We start from the raw sequence: 15,073 nt of genomic DNA on the forward strand, positions 1-15,073 counted from the left end.
CAAGGAGGAATTATATTATGAGAGTAGGATTAATTGGTTTAGGTAAAATGGGATTAAATTTAGGGAAGAATTTAATTGATCATAAACATGAAGTAGCTGCATTCGATTTAAATACGAGTGCAGTGGAAGAAATGAAAGCGTATGGGGCTACAGGTACGTCTAGTTTAAACGAACTTGTTCAATCATTAGAATCACCAAGAATTCTATGGGTTATGGTTCCGCACGCTGTTGTTGATTCTGTTATTAATGAGATTACACCTCTATTATCAAAAGGAGATATTTTAATTGAAGCCGGTAATTCACATTATAAAGAGTCTATTCGCCGATATGAGCAATTAAAGAAAGATGGCATTCACTTTATGGATGCAGGAACTTCTGGCGGAATGGAAGGTGCTCGTAATGGTGCTTGTTACATGATCGGAGGAGACCAAGAAGCTTGGGACATCGTTGAACCTATTTTCCGAGATACAGCTGTAGAAAATGGATACTTATATGCTGGAAAAGCTGGTAGTGGTCACTTTTTAAAAATGATTCACAACGGAATTGAATACGGAATGATGGCTGCTATTGGTGAAGGATTTGAGGTTTTAGAGAAGAGTGAATTTGACTACGATTATGAAAAAGTATCAAGAGTATGGAACAACGGTTCAGTCATTCGTTCATGGTTAATGGAATTAACTGAAAATGCATTTTCTAAAGATGCAAAACTGGATGAAATTAAGGGCGTTATGCATTCTTCTGGTGAAGGAAAATGGACAGTAGAAACAGCATTAGACCTTCAAACAGCAACTCCTGTTATCGCAATGTCTCTATTAATGCGCTACCGCTCATTAGACAATGATACATTTACAGGAAAAGTTGTAGCAGCACTGCGCAATGAATTTGGCGGACATGCAGTAGAAAAGAAATAAACATTTTAAAATTATAACTCGTTAGCGTTTAAAAAATGGAGGGAATGAATCATGAAGTTTTTTATTGATACTGCAAATCTTGAGGACATAAAAAAGGCATATAAACTAGGGGTTTTAGCTGGCGTTACAACGAATCCTTCTTTAGTAGCGAAAGAGGGCATTAAGTTTGAAGACCGTATTGCAGAAATTTGTCAGGCAGTGCCTAACGTTGAATCTGTTTCGGCAGAAGTAACGCCAGATGCTGTTACAGCCGAAGAGATGATCGCTCAAGCAGAAGAACTGATTAAAATTAACGGTGGCGATGAAAAAGTTACAATAAAACTGCCGATGACACTAGCAGGATTAGAAGCTTGTCGTTACCTTACTGAAAAAGGTGTGAAAACGAACGTTACACTTATTTTCACTGTGAACCAAGCTCTTTTAGCTGCTCGAGCAGGTGCAACGTACGTTTCTCCATTTTTAGGCCGTTTGGATGATATTTCTGAAGATGGCGTACTATTAGTTGCTAAAATTGCTGAATTATTCGATATTCATCTATTAGATACACAAATTATTGCGGCTTCTGTTAGACACCCAGACCATGTAACTCGTGTAGCGATGGCGGGTGCACATATTGCTACAATTCCTTATAAAGTCATTGAACAACTTGCTATGCATCCACTAACCGATCAAGGTATTGAAAAGTTTGCTGCGGATTGGGCGAAAGCGCCTAAGTTATAATGAAATGAAGATTTCACTTTTCAAAATAGCACTATAGTTATGAAAAGGACCTCCTTATGAGAGAGAAGTTTATTAAAACGTAGCTCTCATAAGGGAGCGTCTTTTTTGTATACATCATGGTGCTCTTTTGTTATAGGAATAATATGAAAGGGGTTACATAGTGAGCTCGAAATATATGATTGGTGTAGATATTGGGACAACTAGTACAAAATCAGTTTTGTTTTCGGTGGATGGATCAGTTATTACAAGTCATGGGATTGAATACCCTTTATATTCTCCCGCACCAGAAACAGCAGAACAAGATCCAGAAGAGATTTTTCAAGCGGTCATACATACGATTAAAGAAACTATACAATCAAGTAATGTGCAGCCAGTTGATATTCTTTGTGTTTCTTTTAGTTCGGCAATGCATAGTGTCATTGCTGTAGACGAAGCAGGGAAGCCGTTAACGAGATGTATCACTTGGGCAGATAATAGAAGTGCAAGCTGGGCAGAAAAAATAAAAAATGATATGAATGGTCATGAAATTTACCTTCGTACTGGAACACCAATCCATCCTATGTCACCACTTTCAAAATTAGTTTGGCTTAAAAATGAACATGCTGAGTTATTTGCAAAAAGCTATAAATTCATCTCTATTAAAGAGTATGTTTTCTATAAGTTATTTAAGGAATATGTAATTGATTATTCTATTGCATCAGCAACAGGAATGTTCAATTTGAAATCTTTAAAATGGGATGAGGCAGCTCTTCGTGTTGCAGGAATTACCGATGAAAAGCTATCTACAGTTGTTCCAACGACGCACAGTTTAATAGGGATAAATGAAGAACTTGCAAGAGAGATGAATGTACTCGTTACTACTCCTTTTATAATCGGTGCGAGTGATGGGGTACTATCGAATTTAGGTGTAAATGCAATAGAACCTGGAGTAGTTGCTATTACAATTGGTACGAGCGGTGCAGTGCGAGTTGTCACAAATCATCCTGTAACGGATCCGAAAGGTAGGACTTTTTGTTATGCGTTAACTGAGGACCTTTGGGTAATTGGTGGACCGGTTAATAATGGTGGTATGATTTTTAGGTGGGTTCGCGACCAATTATGTACGTTAGAAGTTGAGCATGGGAAGCGTTTAGGAAAAGATCCATATGAAGTGCTTACGGAAATAGCGGCAAAAGTGAATCCTGGATCTGACGGTTTATTATTTCATCCATATTTAGCAGGCGAAAGAGCTCCTTTATGGAATGCGAATGCGCGGGGATCTTTCTTTGGGCTTGGACTACATCATAAGAAAGAGCATCTTATACGTGCTGTTTTAGAGGGAATCATTTATAACTTGTATACAGTTCTTCTTGCGTTAAAAGAACTAATTGGCGAACCGAAAAAAATTCAAGCGACAGGTGGTTTTGCAAGGTCAGAAATTTGGAGACAGATGATGGCGGATATTTTTCATCAAGACGTATACGTTCCTGAAAGTTTCGAAAGTTCTTGCCTAGGAGCGGCAATCCTCGGTTTATATAGCTTAGGTGAAGTAGATACATTACATGTAGTTTCTAATATGGTAGGTGCCAATTTTTATCATGAGCCAAACATGGGAAGTGTGGAGAAATATAAAGATTTAACACCGATCTATATTCGTTTGGCCCGTCACTTGGAAGAAGAATATGAAAGTATAGCAGCTTTTCAGAAAAAGTGGGTTTAGAGGATATTTGGCAGAAAAATATGGTAACGTATAAAGAGGTACTCCGATTTTTTAGGATATTCTTTCAATGAAAAATAGTTTTAGGTTGCTTAAAAAGAAGTATGATGAACAAAAACTATAGGGAGAGGGTTATGAAAATGACGGAAAACAAAGAGCTTATTGGATATGTTGGAACTTACACGAAAGAAAATAGTAAGGGGATATATACTTTTACTTTACATACGGAAGCACAAAAAGTTAGTAATGTAACACTTGCGGCTAAGCTGGATAACCCTACATATGTAACGATTAGCAAAAATAATCAATATCTCTATTCTGTTGTTAAGGAAGGCGAATCTGGTGGTGTAGCTGCTTATTCGATTAATAGTCATACTGGAGAGTTACAGGCGAAAAACAGACAAGTAGTAGAAGGGGCTTCGCCTTGTCATATTAGTGTGGATAGTGGAAACCATACGGTAGTTACAGCAAATTACCATAAAGGAACGATTGAGTCTTTTGTAGTAAATGAAGAAACTGGAACTGTAAATGCTGCCAAATCTATTGTTACACATGAAGGTTCAGGTCCAAATAAAGAAAGACAAGAAAAACCACATGCACATTACGCGGGATATACTCCTGATGAAAAATATGTGATAGGTGTTGATTTAGGAATTGATAAAATAATTACGTATGGAATAAAAGATAGTACATTAAAAGAAGTGAATAGCTTGTCTGTGAACCCAGGAAGCGGTCCAAGGCATATTACTTTTCACCCGGACGGAAAGTACGCTTATGTGATGACTGAACTTAGTTCGGAAGTCATTGTGTTAACATATCATCCGGAAGAAGGGTCCTTTACAGAGTTGCAGTATAGTTCTACTGTTCCAAAAGAATTTGCTGGAAATAGTCAAGGAAGTGCTATTCATATTTCTTCTGATGGCCGTTTTGTATATGTAGCGAATCGTGGTCATAATAGTATTGCTGTTTTCAGTGTGGATCAAAATTCAGGTCAGCTTGCATTTGTGGAACATACATCTACAGAAGGAAATTGGCCGAGGGACTTTGTGTTAGATCCTACTGGGAAATTTCTTATTGCTACAAATGAAAAGTCACATAATCTTGTACTATTTTCAAGAAATGAAACGACAGGGAAGTTAACACTGTTACAATCTGATGTTGTTGTACCAGAGCCTGTTTGTGTGAAGTTTTTAAACGTTTAATTTGTGATTAGTAGAATTTCTATATACCCCAAAAACAGAAAAAAGCAAAGCGATATCGCTTTGCTTTTTTCTATTTCTTCTTCGGCCTACGCACTAGTTCGCCGCCACAATTCGGACAAACGTTTTGTCTTTCCTCTGTACATGGTGCACAAAATGTACATTCATACACGCATATGTATGCTTCAGAATCAGGCTGAAGGGAATAGTCGCAAATTTGACAGTTTGTTTTCATTTCTAATGCCATTGTAATCCTCCTCGTTATTTGAAAGTTCTTAATTTAATTATAATTAATATTGTAGTGGGTGTCCTTTTTAAATGAAAAGAAATAGATGGATTATGTTGTTGTTTGAAATGAAATAGGTCCATTTGTTTTAAAATTGATTATTTAGTGCAGTTGGAATATTATGAAATAGTCAAAAGACAACAGGGGGTATATATTTTGACTAATCATAACGACTATTTTCGTGTAGAAGAGGATGTAAATTACAATAGTTTAAAAGCGGATTGTGAAAAATGTTTTGGATTATGTTGTGTGGCATTACCGTTTGCAGCATCAGTAGATTTCGCGGTGAATAAAGATGGTGGTAAACCTTGCACAAATTTACAATCAGATTATAAATGTAGTATACATAGAGATCTTAGAGGAAAAGGCTATAAAGGTTGTACAGTATTTGAATGTTTCGGTGCTGGGCAAAAGATTTCTCAAGTTATGTTTAAAGGAATTGATTGGAGGACAGATGCCGAGCATGCGAGAGAAATGTATGATGCTTTTCCGGTTATGCATCAGCTTCATGAAATGCTGTGGTATTTGAATGAGGCTATTCTATTAAAGGCGACACAGACAATTCATAAAGAGCTGAAGGAAGCAATTGAAGAGACTGAGCGTCTTTCTAATTTAAGTCCAGATGAGTTAATGGAAGTAAATGTGCCATTACACCGAGCGGAAGTGAATGTTCTCCTTTTAGAGACGAGTGAATTAGTATGGAAGGAAATGAATGCTGCACGTAAAAAACGAATCAGTCACCGAGGGGCAGATCTTATGGGAGCTAACCTTAAAAAGAGGGATTTACAAGGAGCAAATTTAAGAGGAGCTTATCTTATTGCGGCTAATTTACGAGATGCAAATTTAAGGGGAGCGGATCTCATCGGAGCAGATTTGCGAGATGCAGATATTCGCGGGACGGATTTTACAAATAGTATTTTTCTTACGCAAGTTCAAATTAACGCGGCGAAAGGGGACAAACATACGAAATTGCCGAAATTATTGTCCCGTCCATCGCATTGGAGTGCGTAAAGAGTATGGAGTGAAATAGTTTGGATATGTTTCAGTATTTAGAGGAAATGCAGGAAGATGTATTTTCGTTATCAGTATCTCAAATAGAATCGAAGTATTATGATATTTGTCGCACACTAGCGTCAAGTGAGGATGCGGAGCGCATTAAATTGATTTCATTAGATTCATACAGGGAAAGTATGAGGATAGGTTTGAAAGAAGCTTTAGAAATTACTGCAAGTGAAGAGGTAAAAGCAATTTATTTTGAGTATGATTTGGATAATGAATGGAATAGTCAGTTCTATGTTTGTGACGATTACATTCCACTTGAGGAAGAGGATGATGATTGGGCTTGTGAATGGACGTATGATATTGAGGGACCGAGGTCAGTAGAATTAGCAGATTTGTATGCTGAAAATGGCTTTGATACAAATGAAAAGGCAATTGGTATTACTTTATATTTAATTGCAAGAACAGTGTGTAGTTTTATAAGTGCATGTAGTGGATTACAAAGTAATATACCAATTTGCATCGGTTTTCACGACCAAGAGCCAATTATGCGAACAGGCAGAGACTAAGTCTCTGCCTGTTTTTTATACTATTTTTGCTTTTCAAAAGTAGTAATTATAACACTACATATAATAAGGATACCACCAATGAAAAAGTTACTGCTTAACGTCTCATTTAATAGGAGCCAGCCAAGTATTGAACCGACGATAGGTTGAAAGAAGAAAAATAATGAGCCGATGCTAGCATCCATTAATTCTAATCCTTTATTCCAAAGGAAAAATGCACCTGCAGTTGAGACGATTCCTAAATAGAGTACGCCCAATACTACATACATGTTCATATGTTCAATAGGATTTGTTTGAACTTCCCATACCATAAAAGGTGTAATGAAAAAGAGTGAAAAAAATATTGCGTACGTTGTAATAATTAAAGATGAAAATCGAGCTGAAGCGATTTTTACATAAATGGACAGTAAAGCCCACGTAATAGCAGCTCCAACTAAAATGATTGAACCGATAAAATAGGAGCCGATTTCAATATCCCATCCGATAACGATAATGACACCGAGTGTCGCTATTATAGTTGATAAAAGTCTACGAGTAGTTAGTTTCTCTTTTAAAATGAGCGCTGCAAATATAACCATAAATGCAGGTGTAGCTGATGTCACTAAGGAGCCTGTATGAGCATCGGATAATTTCGTTCCGATAAATTGACATGTGATTGAAATGAAATACCCGATGAATCCAATCCAAGCAAATAATAGCCAATCTTTTTTGTGGATGGTTACTTTTTTCTTTTGCTTTTTTTCAGTTATTTTCAAAATTACATATAAAACAACAAAAGCGATAATAAAGCGTAGCCAAACGAGTGTAAGTGGCGAGATAAAGTCGAGTACGTATTTACTAACAACGTACATACCGCCCCATATACTTGCTGCTAGAGATAAACATATAGCACCTAAAATTGTTTGTTTCATTTGAATTACCTCCGTCTATTTTTAGGGTTATGATTTATTCCCTAAGACGAGGCATAGTGCACTTGTTATATGAATGCCCGTCTTAGATTATAGACGGACTACAGGTTGATCGTTTTCGAATGAAGTGTTGTAGTACATGAGCGTAGTCTCCTTTCTTTTTTTATAATGACATTATAACTTAATTTTCTGATTATTGTAGAGTGTTATGAAAAATATTGCTATTAAGTTGCATGCCAGTGATTATCCGGATCCAATTCGTTTAGAGAAGGGAGATCTTGTTTCTGTTAGTGAAAAGCATAAGGGACCAAAAAAGTTGGATAACTGGGTGCGTTGTTCGGAGGAGAATTATAATAGGAAAGGCTGGGTACCAGAGCAAATAATAAGTAAGTGTACAGATGAAAGTGGAGTTATTATAAAGCGACATACTGCAAAAGAATTACAATTGAGTAGTGGAGAAATACTAATTGGGTTAGCAGAACTGAATGGATGGATTGGTTTGAAACGGTAAATGGTGAAGCTGGATGGGTACCGAAAGAAAATTTGCAGCAATAATAGGACACATATTTTTGAATAGTATAAGATGAGACGTGAAATTGTGTATAAATTGTGAATAACAAACCGTCACGTTTGACTGTACAGTTTATGTATTGTATGATTGTAGTAATATAAACAAGGGGGGAAGATCGTTGGGAAGGTGTATCGAATCGGACAGTTGGCTCTCATGGCTCACGTGTCGAAACGAACGATTGATTATTATACGAATCTAGGTATCTTAAAAGCGGAGCGATCTCAATCTAATTATCGCTATTACGACGAAACAGCATTTGAGACATTACAATTTATTGAGAAGTGCAAAGAAATGCATATGCCGCTTTGTGAGATTAAAGAGAAAATCGAGGAGAAGAAAAAGCTGCTCGGTATCAATGAACACGTTTCGAAACATGTGAATGAAGTGACAGACCATATTCATAGATTAGAAGCAGAACTAACGGAGTTAAAGCCTCTTTTAGATGAATTGACTGATTCACAACGTGAAAAAATATCGAAATCTTTATCAGGTCAAACGACAGCTTTATTACAGACACTTGCTCTATTATTATAGAATAAGTGAAATCCGACCTCTTTAATTTTTGTATCGGGCTATGTTTTCTAACGAACAAATAAGAAAACATTATAGTATACAGGAGGTGGACACCTTAGTTTTTTTAACTAAGGGGATTCATTGGAAATATTTAATTTAGTCATGGTTGCGATTTTAATCGCATTTACTGGATTTTTCGTAGCAGCAGAGTTTGCGATTGTAAAAATACGTTCAAGTCGCATTGATCAGCTTGTTGCGGAAGGGAAACGCGGCGCATTAGCAGCGAAAAAAGTAACAACAAATTTAGACGAATATTTATCTGCTTGTCAATTAGGTATTACAGTTACAGCGATGGGACTTGGTTGGTTAGGTGAACCGACGATAGAAAAATTATTACACCCGTTATTTGAGAAATGGAATTTAAATCCGTCTATCTCATCAGTGTTAACATTTGGTCTTGCATTTATGACGATGACGTACTTGCACGTTGTAGTCGGAGAATTAGCTCCGAAAACGATGGCAATTCAAAAAGCTGAAAAAGTGACATTGTTATTAGCAGGTCCGTTAATGATATTCTATAAAGCTATGTATCCATTTATTTGGGTATTGAATGGTTCTGCTCGTGTTGTAACTGGTTTATTCGGTTTGAAGCCAGCTTCTGAACATGAAGTAGCTCATACAGAAGAAGAGTTACGTCTTATTCTTTCAGAGAGCTACGAAAGTGGAGAAATTAATCAAGCTGAATACAAGTATGTAAATAATATCTTTGAATTTGATAATCGCATTGCGAAAGAAATCATGGTACCGCGTACGGAAATCGTTGGTTTCTATCTTGAAGATTCAGTAGAAGAACACATGAAAGTAATCCAAAATGAACGATACACACGTTATCCGATTTTTGGAGAAGATAAAGATGATATTATCGGTATGGTCAATGTGAAAGATTTCTTTATTCGATATATGAACAACGATAAAGAAGATTTATCATCGATTCGCACGTATATGCGTCCGATTATTGAAGTTATGGAAACTACTCCAATTCATGATTTATTACTGCAAATGCAGAAGAAGCGAATTCCAATGGCTGTTTTATATGATGAGTACGGAGGAACAGCTGGAATTGTAACGCTTGAAGATATATTGGAGGAAATCGTCGGCGAAATTCGTGATGAATATGATGAAGATGAAGCACCACCAATTCAACATGTGAACGAATACCATAAAATTGTTGATGGAAAAGTGCTTATATCAGAAGTAAAAGATTTGTTTGGATTACACATTGAAGAAGACGATGTGGATACAATCGGTGGATGGATTATGATGCAAAATCATGAAATCGAAGAAGGACAATACGTTGAAGCAGAAGGTTATGAATTTAAAGTGTTAGAAAAAGATGCTTATCAAATTAAACGTGTTGAAATTCAAAAAATGGATCATGAACAAGAACAAGAGAAAGCAGCAACTGTGTAAGTTGCTGCTTTTCTTCTGACACATAATAAAATGTGAAATTAGGAGCGGATATTTTGATTCAAGTAGCCTTACGTGTATATCGATTACAATTGTATACAATCTTTAGTGGTTTACTACTAATGTGGGCGATTACTCCATTTGGAAAACAAGTGACAGGGTTCGGTATTGGTTTAGCAGTTAGCGCATATTGTCTTTGGTTATTAGCTCGTAGAGTGGAGAAGCTAGGAAGAAGTATTGTAATGAAAGAAAAGGCTCCTGGATTAGGAGTTTTAAACCGATTTGCAGCCGCAATATTAGGGGCTATCATTATGTATGAAATTGAGCATGAAATGGAAATGTGGGCATTTGGTACGGGTATTTTAGGTGGACACTTTTTAATGATTGCGAATTTAGCCTATGCAAACATGCAGCTAGTAAAAGAAGAAGAGAAGCAAAGAGAACAAGCTTCGAAAAACATAGAGCTATGATGAAAGGGACCTAATGGGGTTCCTTTTTTGTGTTTGAGAATAAATTGCGCAATAGTTAATGTACTATGAGCGATTTAATAATGACAATTGAATTTACGACCCAATATAATACGCCTCTTTTTTAGGTTTTTCAATAGTGTGGAAAAAATTTTGAAAAAATTTAAAAACCCATCGATTTCGAAAGCTTATGTATGTTATCATGACAAAAGAATTTGCGAAAGAGGTGGATACCAATGTTACAAGCTTTACTTATTTTTGTGCTTCAAATTATTTACGTTCCAACTTTAACAATCCGTACGATTTTGCTTGTAAAGAATCAAACAAGATCCGCTGCAGGTGTAGGATTGTTAGAAGGTGCAATTTATATTGTCAGTTTAGGTATTGTGTTTCAAGATTTATCAAATTGGATGAACATTGTTGCCTATGTCATTGGCTTTAGTGCGGGACTATTATTAGGCGGTTATATAGAGAATAAATTGGCAATTGGTTATATTACGTATCAAGTTAGTTTACTAGACCGTTGTAATGAATTAGTGGATGAATTACGTCACTCTGGATTTGGTGTTACAGTATTTGAAGGTGAAGGTATTAATTCAATCCGTTATCGTTTAGATATCGTTGCAAAGCGTTCTAGAGAAAAAGAGCTTTTAGAAATCATTAATGAAATTGCACCAAAAGCATTTATGTCTTCTTATGAAATCCGTTCGTTTAAAGGCGGATACTTAACGAAAGCGATGAAGAAGAGAGCGTTAATGAAGAAGAAAGATGAACATGCATCGTAAAGAAAAGGGAGTAGTGCAGCTTTAAAAGCACGGCATAATCCCCATATAAAAAAGAGAGGAATCTATTTTAAAAAAGATTCCTCTCTTTTTTATATGTTATTTTTTTCTGCTCTTTCTCAGATTAACAATTAACCATACAACTTGAATAATTATTGGTAATATAAATGCAATTAATAAAACGATAAATGCCACTGATTTAAGCTCAGGTGTTTGAGTAACACCAGCACCATCAACCTCTCTTAGCCAAATGATAGCTGCCAATATCCCGAAAGTGATAATCCAAAATATGTTACCAATCCACCAATAAATCCATCGTCTGTTCATATTAGCACCTCTCAGATGTATTCTCTTTTAAAATATATTTTATTCGTTATATTAAAATGCGATAACTATAAAACTACTCTTTTTCAACTGTATATCTAATTTGTTTAAAGGTTACCATGTCTCCATCTTGAGTATCATCTTTCGTTTGTAAAAGTTGGACCCTTGGTTTGTAATCTGTTCTATGAGCATCCTTGATACTCGTAATATCAAGTTTGTAGGATTCATCATTTTTTATTTTTTGTTCAAAGACTTTTTTATTGGCAACGTAAATAAAAGTTACTTTATTTTCATCAATGCCCTCGGTCTTAATTTCTAATTCATTATCTGTTGGTGTAATCATTGGTGTTAATAATTCAATACTGCCGTTTCCAGTTTCTAAAGAATTTTCTACTATAGTTGAACATCCGGATAATATGATTCCGGTGAATAGAAGAACACTTAATTTCTTTTTCATAACATCCCCCAATTTCAAGTGATTTTTGATTTTGGTATTGCTAGACTGCTAGTGTGGAACGTAAATGTTTAACTAGCGCTCTTTTTTAATTGTACCATAATATGTAAATTTAATAGGCTGTATATCTACTTTAAGTGGGATTGAAAAGTTTATTTATTGTTGTAAATCAGTATTTTTACAGTAGGTATTTATTTTCTTTAGAAAGCGGTGTTACTAAAATCATTACGAATTGGATATCCAAATATATGATGAAATGTAGAAAGGAGAAAGAACTTAATATGAAGCGCTCTTATTTTTATGGGAATTACAATTTTTACATTTTAAAATAATATAGAATAGATGAATTCATTCACTTCGGAGGTAGTTACTTGAACATTAATGAGAAGGCAATTGAAATGTTTGAACAAAATGAATATGAGGAAGCAATGGAACTGTTTCAACAAGCAGTACGTGAATCTAGAGATGTACAATCTCTCAATAATCTTGCTTGGATGTACTTATATGAGGAAGAGAATGATGATAAAGCTCTTGAATTAATAAGAGAAGTTGTTAAGTTGAATCCTTCCTCATACTTTCCTTATAACATCTTAGGAGAAATTTACATGAAACAAAAAAAGTGGGAAGAAGCGAAAGAAGCATTACAAAAATCTATTTCTATTCAACCATCCAATGAAGCATATCACAATGTAGCTGTAGCTCATTATAATCTTGGAGAGCTGGAAAAAGCTTTGGAATTTTTCTTGCGTGTTGCAGGGGATTCGGACTATATAATGTATAACTATGTAAAATGTTTAATTGATTTAGGGCGAACGACAGAAGCGAAAGAGAAGTTAGATGCTTTTAACAGGAAATCTGATAATTTTGTAGGAGAAATTAATGTAGCAGATTTATATGTTGAGTTGAATTGCTATAAAGAAGCAATTGAATGGTTCGAAAAGGGATACAAAGAAGTTTGGAAAAGCCCCAATTGGATTGGTAGATTTGTTTATGCTCTATATAAAGCTAATAATTTCTCCCGTATAAATGAAGTTATACGGGAATCTATCGAAGCGAAAACAGCAGATATAGAAGATGTTCAGAATGAAGAAGTAGAAGAAAACTGGACAGAAAAAGATAAGAAAGAGTTAATTGAGGAATATACAGAAGAGAATAATTGTTATAAAAAAATGATAGAACGTATCAAATCTGGATATGTTCCAGGTTTAGAATTTGAAACTGATCATATAGGGGCTTGCTATTTGTTTGGTTGTAAAAGACATAATCATCTTTTTATTATAGGCTGCTTGTCTAAAGGTACCATCTCAATTGTAATGTGTTACAGATGTTTCGTCTCATTACATAGGTATATATCCTCTTTAGAGCTCCCTTTTTTAATATTTAAAATATGTAGTGAAATAAAACCAATAAGTCCTATTCCCCCGAAAATAAGCCATGGTGTATACATTCCGTTTAAGTTGGATGTAAAAGATGTACCGGTATAATTGCCGATGATAAAACCAAATGCGAGTGATAGTTGATAAAATCCGAAGTAAGTAGCTGTATATGATTCGTTACTGTAATTTGCAATAGCGATATCAGCGTTAGGTAATACGAGTGTTTCACCGATTGTAAATAAAATTACACAAATAAATAGCCAATATGGGTGTTGAAATAAAGGAATGAGTAAAAAGGAAATACTCATTAATAAAACACCGTACTTAATAATCAAAAGTGTGTTGTATTTATGAAATAGTTTTCGGAATAACACCATAAATATGACGCCTGTTATTGCATTTATCGTAATAACTAGTGTAGCAAGCTGGTTGCTATTACTAATGTTTTTCATATGAAGTGGAAGTGCGACAGTAAGCTGAGTAAACATAATATAGAAGAAAATCATAATAAATGAAAACAAAAGGAAAGATTTGTTTTGTAAGATAGCCTGTAGCCCTAATGTAATAGACGTGTTTTCAGTAGTGACTTGGAAGTGATTTTTAAGTAAGTAAAAGATAAAAGCGAATAACAGCATAAGAGATCCTGTTAGAGAAAAAGCATAGATTGGATCGAGTAAGAGTAAGAACCCTCCTGCAATTGGTCCGATTATTGCACCGCAATTAAAACTAAGGTTTAAATATGTAAATAGATTTTTTCTCATATGAGCTGGTTGTGAGCCGAATATGGCGCGCGCAGCAGGTTCGTAAAATGCAGTTCCGAAGCCAATAAGTGCAGAAGAAATAGAAATTGTATAGAAATCAGAGCATATTCCTAAAGCGATAAACCCGATTCCTCTTAAAAATAATCCGGCTAGCATCATAATGATATAGCCTATTTTGTCAGCAATTAATCCTGAGAATAATGGGATAACTCGTGATGTGATTGTCATAACCGTCAACACTGTTCCTACTTGAACAGCAGAAAAATGAAGAAAGCTTAATAGATAAATAGCTAAAAATGCGTATACTGCAAAATACCCAAAAGACATAAAGAATGAAGAAATAAGCATGAAACGTATCGGTATTGAGAAACTTTTCATAGAACTCCTCCTAATATCGTAACCAGTAAAATCATTTAATGGTTAACTAATTTATATTATAATTATACATAAAGTCAGAAAAAAGTAAATTTTAAGAAGAAGGTGGATGGAATTGAATCAAAATGCACCAAATGAATTAGAATATATTCGGGAATTTTTAAATACATGGAAAATACCAAACGATACGAGAGAGCCAATTGACATGCTGCAAACAGAAGAGGATATAAACCTCTTTATGAAAAAATATTTTCATAAAGAGGTTCCATTTCATACGATAGAGGAATTAAAAAGTTTTCGAGAAGATATTCGGTTAACGGTTGAAGGCGAAGGATCATTGCAAAAGTGGTTAGAGAAATACCCATTTCATGTACATGTAAAGGAAGATATGAAAGGTATTACATATGAGCCTGTGCACGAAGAGAATGTATATACAAAAGTATTAAGCATTGTGTTAATGTCAATTCAAGAAAATTTGTGGGGGAGGTTAAAAGCATGCCCAGATTGTCGCTGGGTATTTTATGATCATTCGCGAAATGGAAGTAAAAGATGGTGCGGTATGTATGCTGGAGAAGAAGGAGGAAGAGCGTGCGGAACGATCGCGAAAGTGAAAAATTACCGGGCGAAGAGAAAAGGGAGATCGGGGTATAATGTGTAATTTATAGTAGGGAAAGAAAATGGGATGGGGGAATGTAGGG

The 15,073-nt window shown here is 35.3% G+C and carries 16 protein-coding genes and 2 pseudogenes; 13 read left to right on the forward strand and 5 right to left on the reverse strand.

Translation table 11 applies throughout. The annotated features are described in order from the left end of the window. The first annotated feature begins 17 nt into the window (after nt 1–17). From gnd to Q3V31_RS10375, 4 genes are all read left to right on the forward strand, one after another. On the forward strand, nt 18–911 hold the full coding sequence (gene gnd, locus Q3V31_RS10360) for a phosphogluconate dehydrogenase (NAD(+)-dependent, decarboxylating) (RefSeq protein WP_001263668.1): 894 nt from the start codon (nt 18–20) through the stop codon (nt 909–911). A gap of 51 nt (nt 912–962) precedes the next feature. Continuing rightward, a complete protein-coding gene (fsa, locus tag Q3V31_RS10365; protein ID WP_000667683.1) occupies nt 963–1,631 on the forward strand; it encodes a fructose-6-phosphate aldolase in 669 nt (222 codons plus the stop codon). Nucleotides 1,632–1,788: 157 nt separating this feature from the next. Beyond that, entirely contained in the window at nt 1,789–3,330 is a 1,542-nt protein-coding gene (gntK, locus tag Q3V31_RS10370) for a gluconokinase (protein ID WP_071735448.1), read from the forward strand. 137 nt (nt 3,331–3,467) lie between these two features. Beyond that, nucleotides 3,468–4,529 carry a lactonase family protein gene (locus Q3V31_RS10375; protein WP_071735603.1) on the forward strand — a complete coding sequence of 354 codons (1,062 nt, stop codon included), beginning with the start codon at nt 3,468–3,470 and terminating at the stop codon, nt 4,527–4,529. 70 nt (nt 4,530–4,599) lie between these two features. Here Q3V31_RS10375 and Q3V31_RS10380 read toward each other — a convergent pair whose 3' ends face one another. Continuing rightward, on the reverse strand, nt 4,600–4,773 hold the full coding sequence (locus Q3V31_RS10380) for a DUF1272 domain-containing protein (RefSeq protein ID WP_071735446.1): 174 nt from the start codon (nt 4,771–4,773) through the stop codon (nt 4,600–4,602). A 195-nt stretch (nt 4,774–4,968) separates the two neighbouring features. On the opposite strand from Q3V31_RS10380, the gene Q3V31_RS10385 reads away from it, so the two are divergent. Beyond that, entirely contained in the window at nt 4,969–5,823 is an 855-nt protein-coding gene (locus tag Q3V31_RS10385) for a pentapeptide repeat-containing protein (RefSeq protein WP_090814299.1), read from the forward strand. 20 nt (nt 5,824–5,843) lie between these two features. Further along, nucleotides 5,844–6,380, forward strand: a complete 537-nt coding sequence (locus Q3V31_RS10390; protein WP_071735444.1) for a hypothetical protein — start codon at nt 5,844–5,846, stop codon at nt 6,378–6,380. A 20-nt stretch (nt 6,381–6,400) separates the two neighbouring features. Here the strand turns inward: Q3V31_RS10390 and Q3V31_RS10395 are convergent, their stop codons facing one another. Further along, entirely contained in the window at nt 6,401–7,288 is an 888-nt protein-coding gene (locus Q3V31_RS10395; protein WP_000814752.1) for a DMT family transporter, read from the reverse strand. Nucleotides 7,289–7,493: 205 nt separating this feature from the next. On the opposite strand from Q3V31_RS10395, the pseudogene Q3V31_RS10400 reads away from it, so the two are divergent. From Q3V31_RS10400 to Q3V31_RS10420, 5 genes and pseudogenes are all read left to right on the forward strand, one after another. Next, nucleotides 7,494–7,840, forward strand: a pseudogene (locus tag Q3V31_RS10400) (SH3 domain-containing protein). A 142-nt stretch (nt 7,841–7,982) separates the two neighbouring features. Further along, complete coding sequence (locus Q3V31_RS10405; RefSeq protein ID WP_000285631.1) at nt 7,983–8,390, forward strand: MerR family transcriptional regulator; 408 nt, start codon at nt 7,983–7,985, stop codon at nt 8,388–8,390. Between the two features lie 120 nt (nt 8,391–8,510). Further along, nucleotides 8,511–9,839 carry a hemolysin family protein gene (locus Q3V31_RS10410; RefSeq protein WP_000402261.1) on the forward strand — a complete coding sequence of 443 codons (1,329 nt, stop codon included), beginning with the start codon at nt 8,511–8,513 and terminating at the stop codon, nt 9,837–9,839. A 53-nt stretch (nt 9,840–9,892) separates the two neighbouring features. Beyond that, the gene (locus Q3V31_RS10415) at nt 9,893–10,306 is read left to right on the forward strand and encodes an ATP synthase subunit I (protein ID WP_000616833.1); all 414 of its coding nucleotides are present in this window, start codon (nt 9,893–9,895) and stop codon (nt 10,304–10,306) included. A 233-nt stretch (nt 10,307–10,539) separates the two neighbouring features. Beyond that, complete coding sequence (locus tag Q3V31_RS10420; protein WP_000938446.1) at nt 10,540–11,088, forward strand: DUF2179 domain-containing protein; 549 nt, start codon at nt 10,540–10,542, stop codon at nt 11,086–11,088. Nucleotides 11,089–11,184: 96 nt separating this feature from the next. Here Q3V31_RS10420 and Q3V31_RS10425 read toward each other — a convergent pair whose 3' ends face one another. Both Q3V31_RS10425 and Q3V31_RS10430 read right to left on the reverse strand, forming a co-directional pair. Beyond that, nucleotides 11,185–11,412 carry a DUF3923 family protein gene (locus Q3V31_RS10425; RefSeq protein ID WP_001082013.1) on the reverse strand — a complete coding sequence of 76 codons (228 nt, stop codon included), beginning with the start codon at nt 11,410–11,412 and terminating at the stop codon, nt 11,185–11,187. Nucleotides 11,413–11,485: 73 nt separating this feature from the next. Then, entirely contained in the window at nt 11,486–11,866 is a 381-nt protein-coding gene (locus tag Q3V31_RS10430; RefSeq protein WP_329765001.1) for a hypothetical protein, read from the reverse strand. A 368-nt stretch (nt 11,867–12,234) separates the two neighbouring features. Here Q3V31_RS10430 and Q3V31_RS10435 point away from each other — a divergent pair. Further along, nucleotides 12,235–13,134: pseudogene (locus Q3V31_RS10435) on the forward strand (tetratricopeptide repeat protein); the annotation flags it as partial. 47 nt (nt 13,135–13,181) lie between these two features. On the opposite strand, the gene Q3V31_RS10440 reads toward Q3V31_RS10435, so the two are convergent. Continuing rightward, complete coding sequence (locus Q3V31_RS10440) at nt 13,182–14,378, reverse strand: MDR family MFS transporter (protein WP_329765002.1); 1,197 nt, start codon at nt 14,376–14,378, stop codon at nt 13,182–13,184. Between the two features lie 112 nt (nt 14,379–14,490). Here Q3V31_RS10440 and Q3V31_RS10445 point away from each other — a divergent pair, with 112 nt between their 5' ends. Then, nucleotides 14,491–15,033 carry a CGNR zinc finger domain-containing protein gene (locus tag Q3V31_RS10445; protein WP_141499215.1) on the forward strand — a complete coding sequence of 181 codons (543 nt, stop codon included), beginning with the start codon at nt 14,491–14,493 and terminating at the stop codon, nt 15,031–15,033. Nucleotides 15,034–15,073: the final 40 nt, after the last annotated feature.

Origin of the sequence: Bacillus nitratireducens (genome assembly GCF_036320425.1) — a bacterium.
Taxonomy (GTDB): Bacteria; Bacillota; Bacilli; order Bacillales; family Bacillaceae_G; genus Bacillus_A; species Bacillus_A nitratireducens.

Excerpts from the sequence above, each read along its gene's own strand:
- gnd (WP_001263668.1), top strand. The coding sequence starts at position 18 with ATGAGAGTAGGATTAATTGGTTTAGGTAAAATGGGATTAAATTTAGGG.
- fsa (WP_000667683.1), top strand. The coding sequence starts at position 963 with ATGAAGTTTTTTATTGATACTGCAAATCTTGAGGACATAAAAAAGGCA.
- Q3V31_RS10375 (WP_071735603.1), top strand. The coding sequence starts at position 3,468 with ATGACGGAAAACAAAGAGCTTATTGGATATGTTGGAACTTACACGAAA.
- Q3V31_RS10380 (WP_071735446.1), bottom strand. The coding sequence starts at position 4,773 with ATGGCATTAGAAATGAAAACAAACTGTCAAATTTGCGACTATTCCCTT.
- Q3V31_RS10395 (WP_000814752.1), bottom strand. The coding sequence starts at position 7,288 with ATGAAACAAACAATTTTAGGTGCTATATGTTTATCTCTAGCAGCAAGT.
- Q3V31_RS10420 (WP_000938446.1), top strand. The coding sequence starts at position 10,540 with ATGTTACAAGCTTTACTTATTTTTGTGCTTCAAATTATTTACGTTCCA.
- Q3V31_RS10425 (WP_001082013.1), bottom strand. The coding sequence starts at position 11,412 with ATGAACAGACGATGGATTTATTGGTGGATTGGTAACATATTTTGGATT.
- Q3V31_RS10430 (WP_329765001.1), bottom strand. The coding sequence starts at position 11,866 with ATGAAAAAGAAATTAAGTGTTCTTCTATTCACCGGAATCATATTATCC.
- Q3V31_RS10440 (WP_329765002.1), bottom strand. The coding sequence starts at position 14,378 with ATGAAAAGTTTCTCAATACCGATACGTTTCATGCTTATTTCTTCATTC.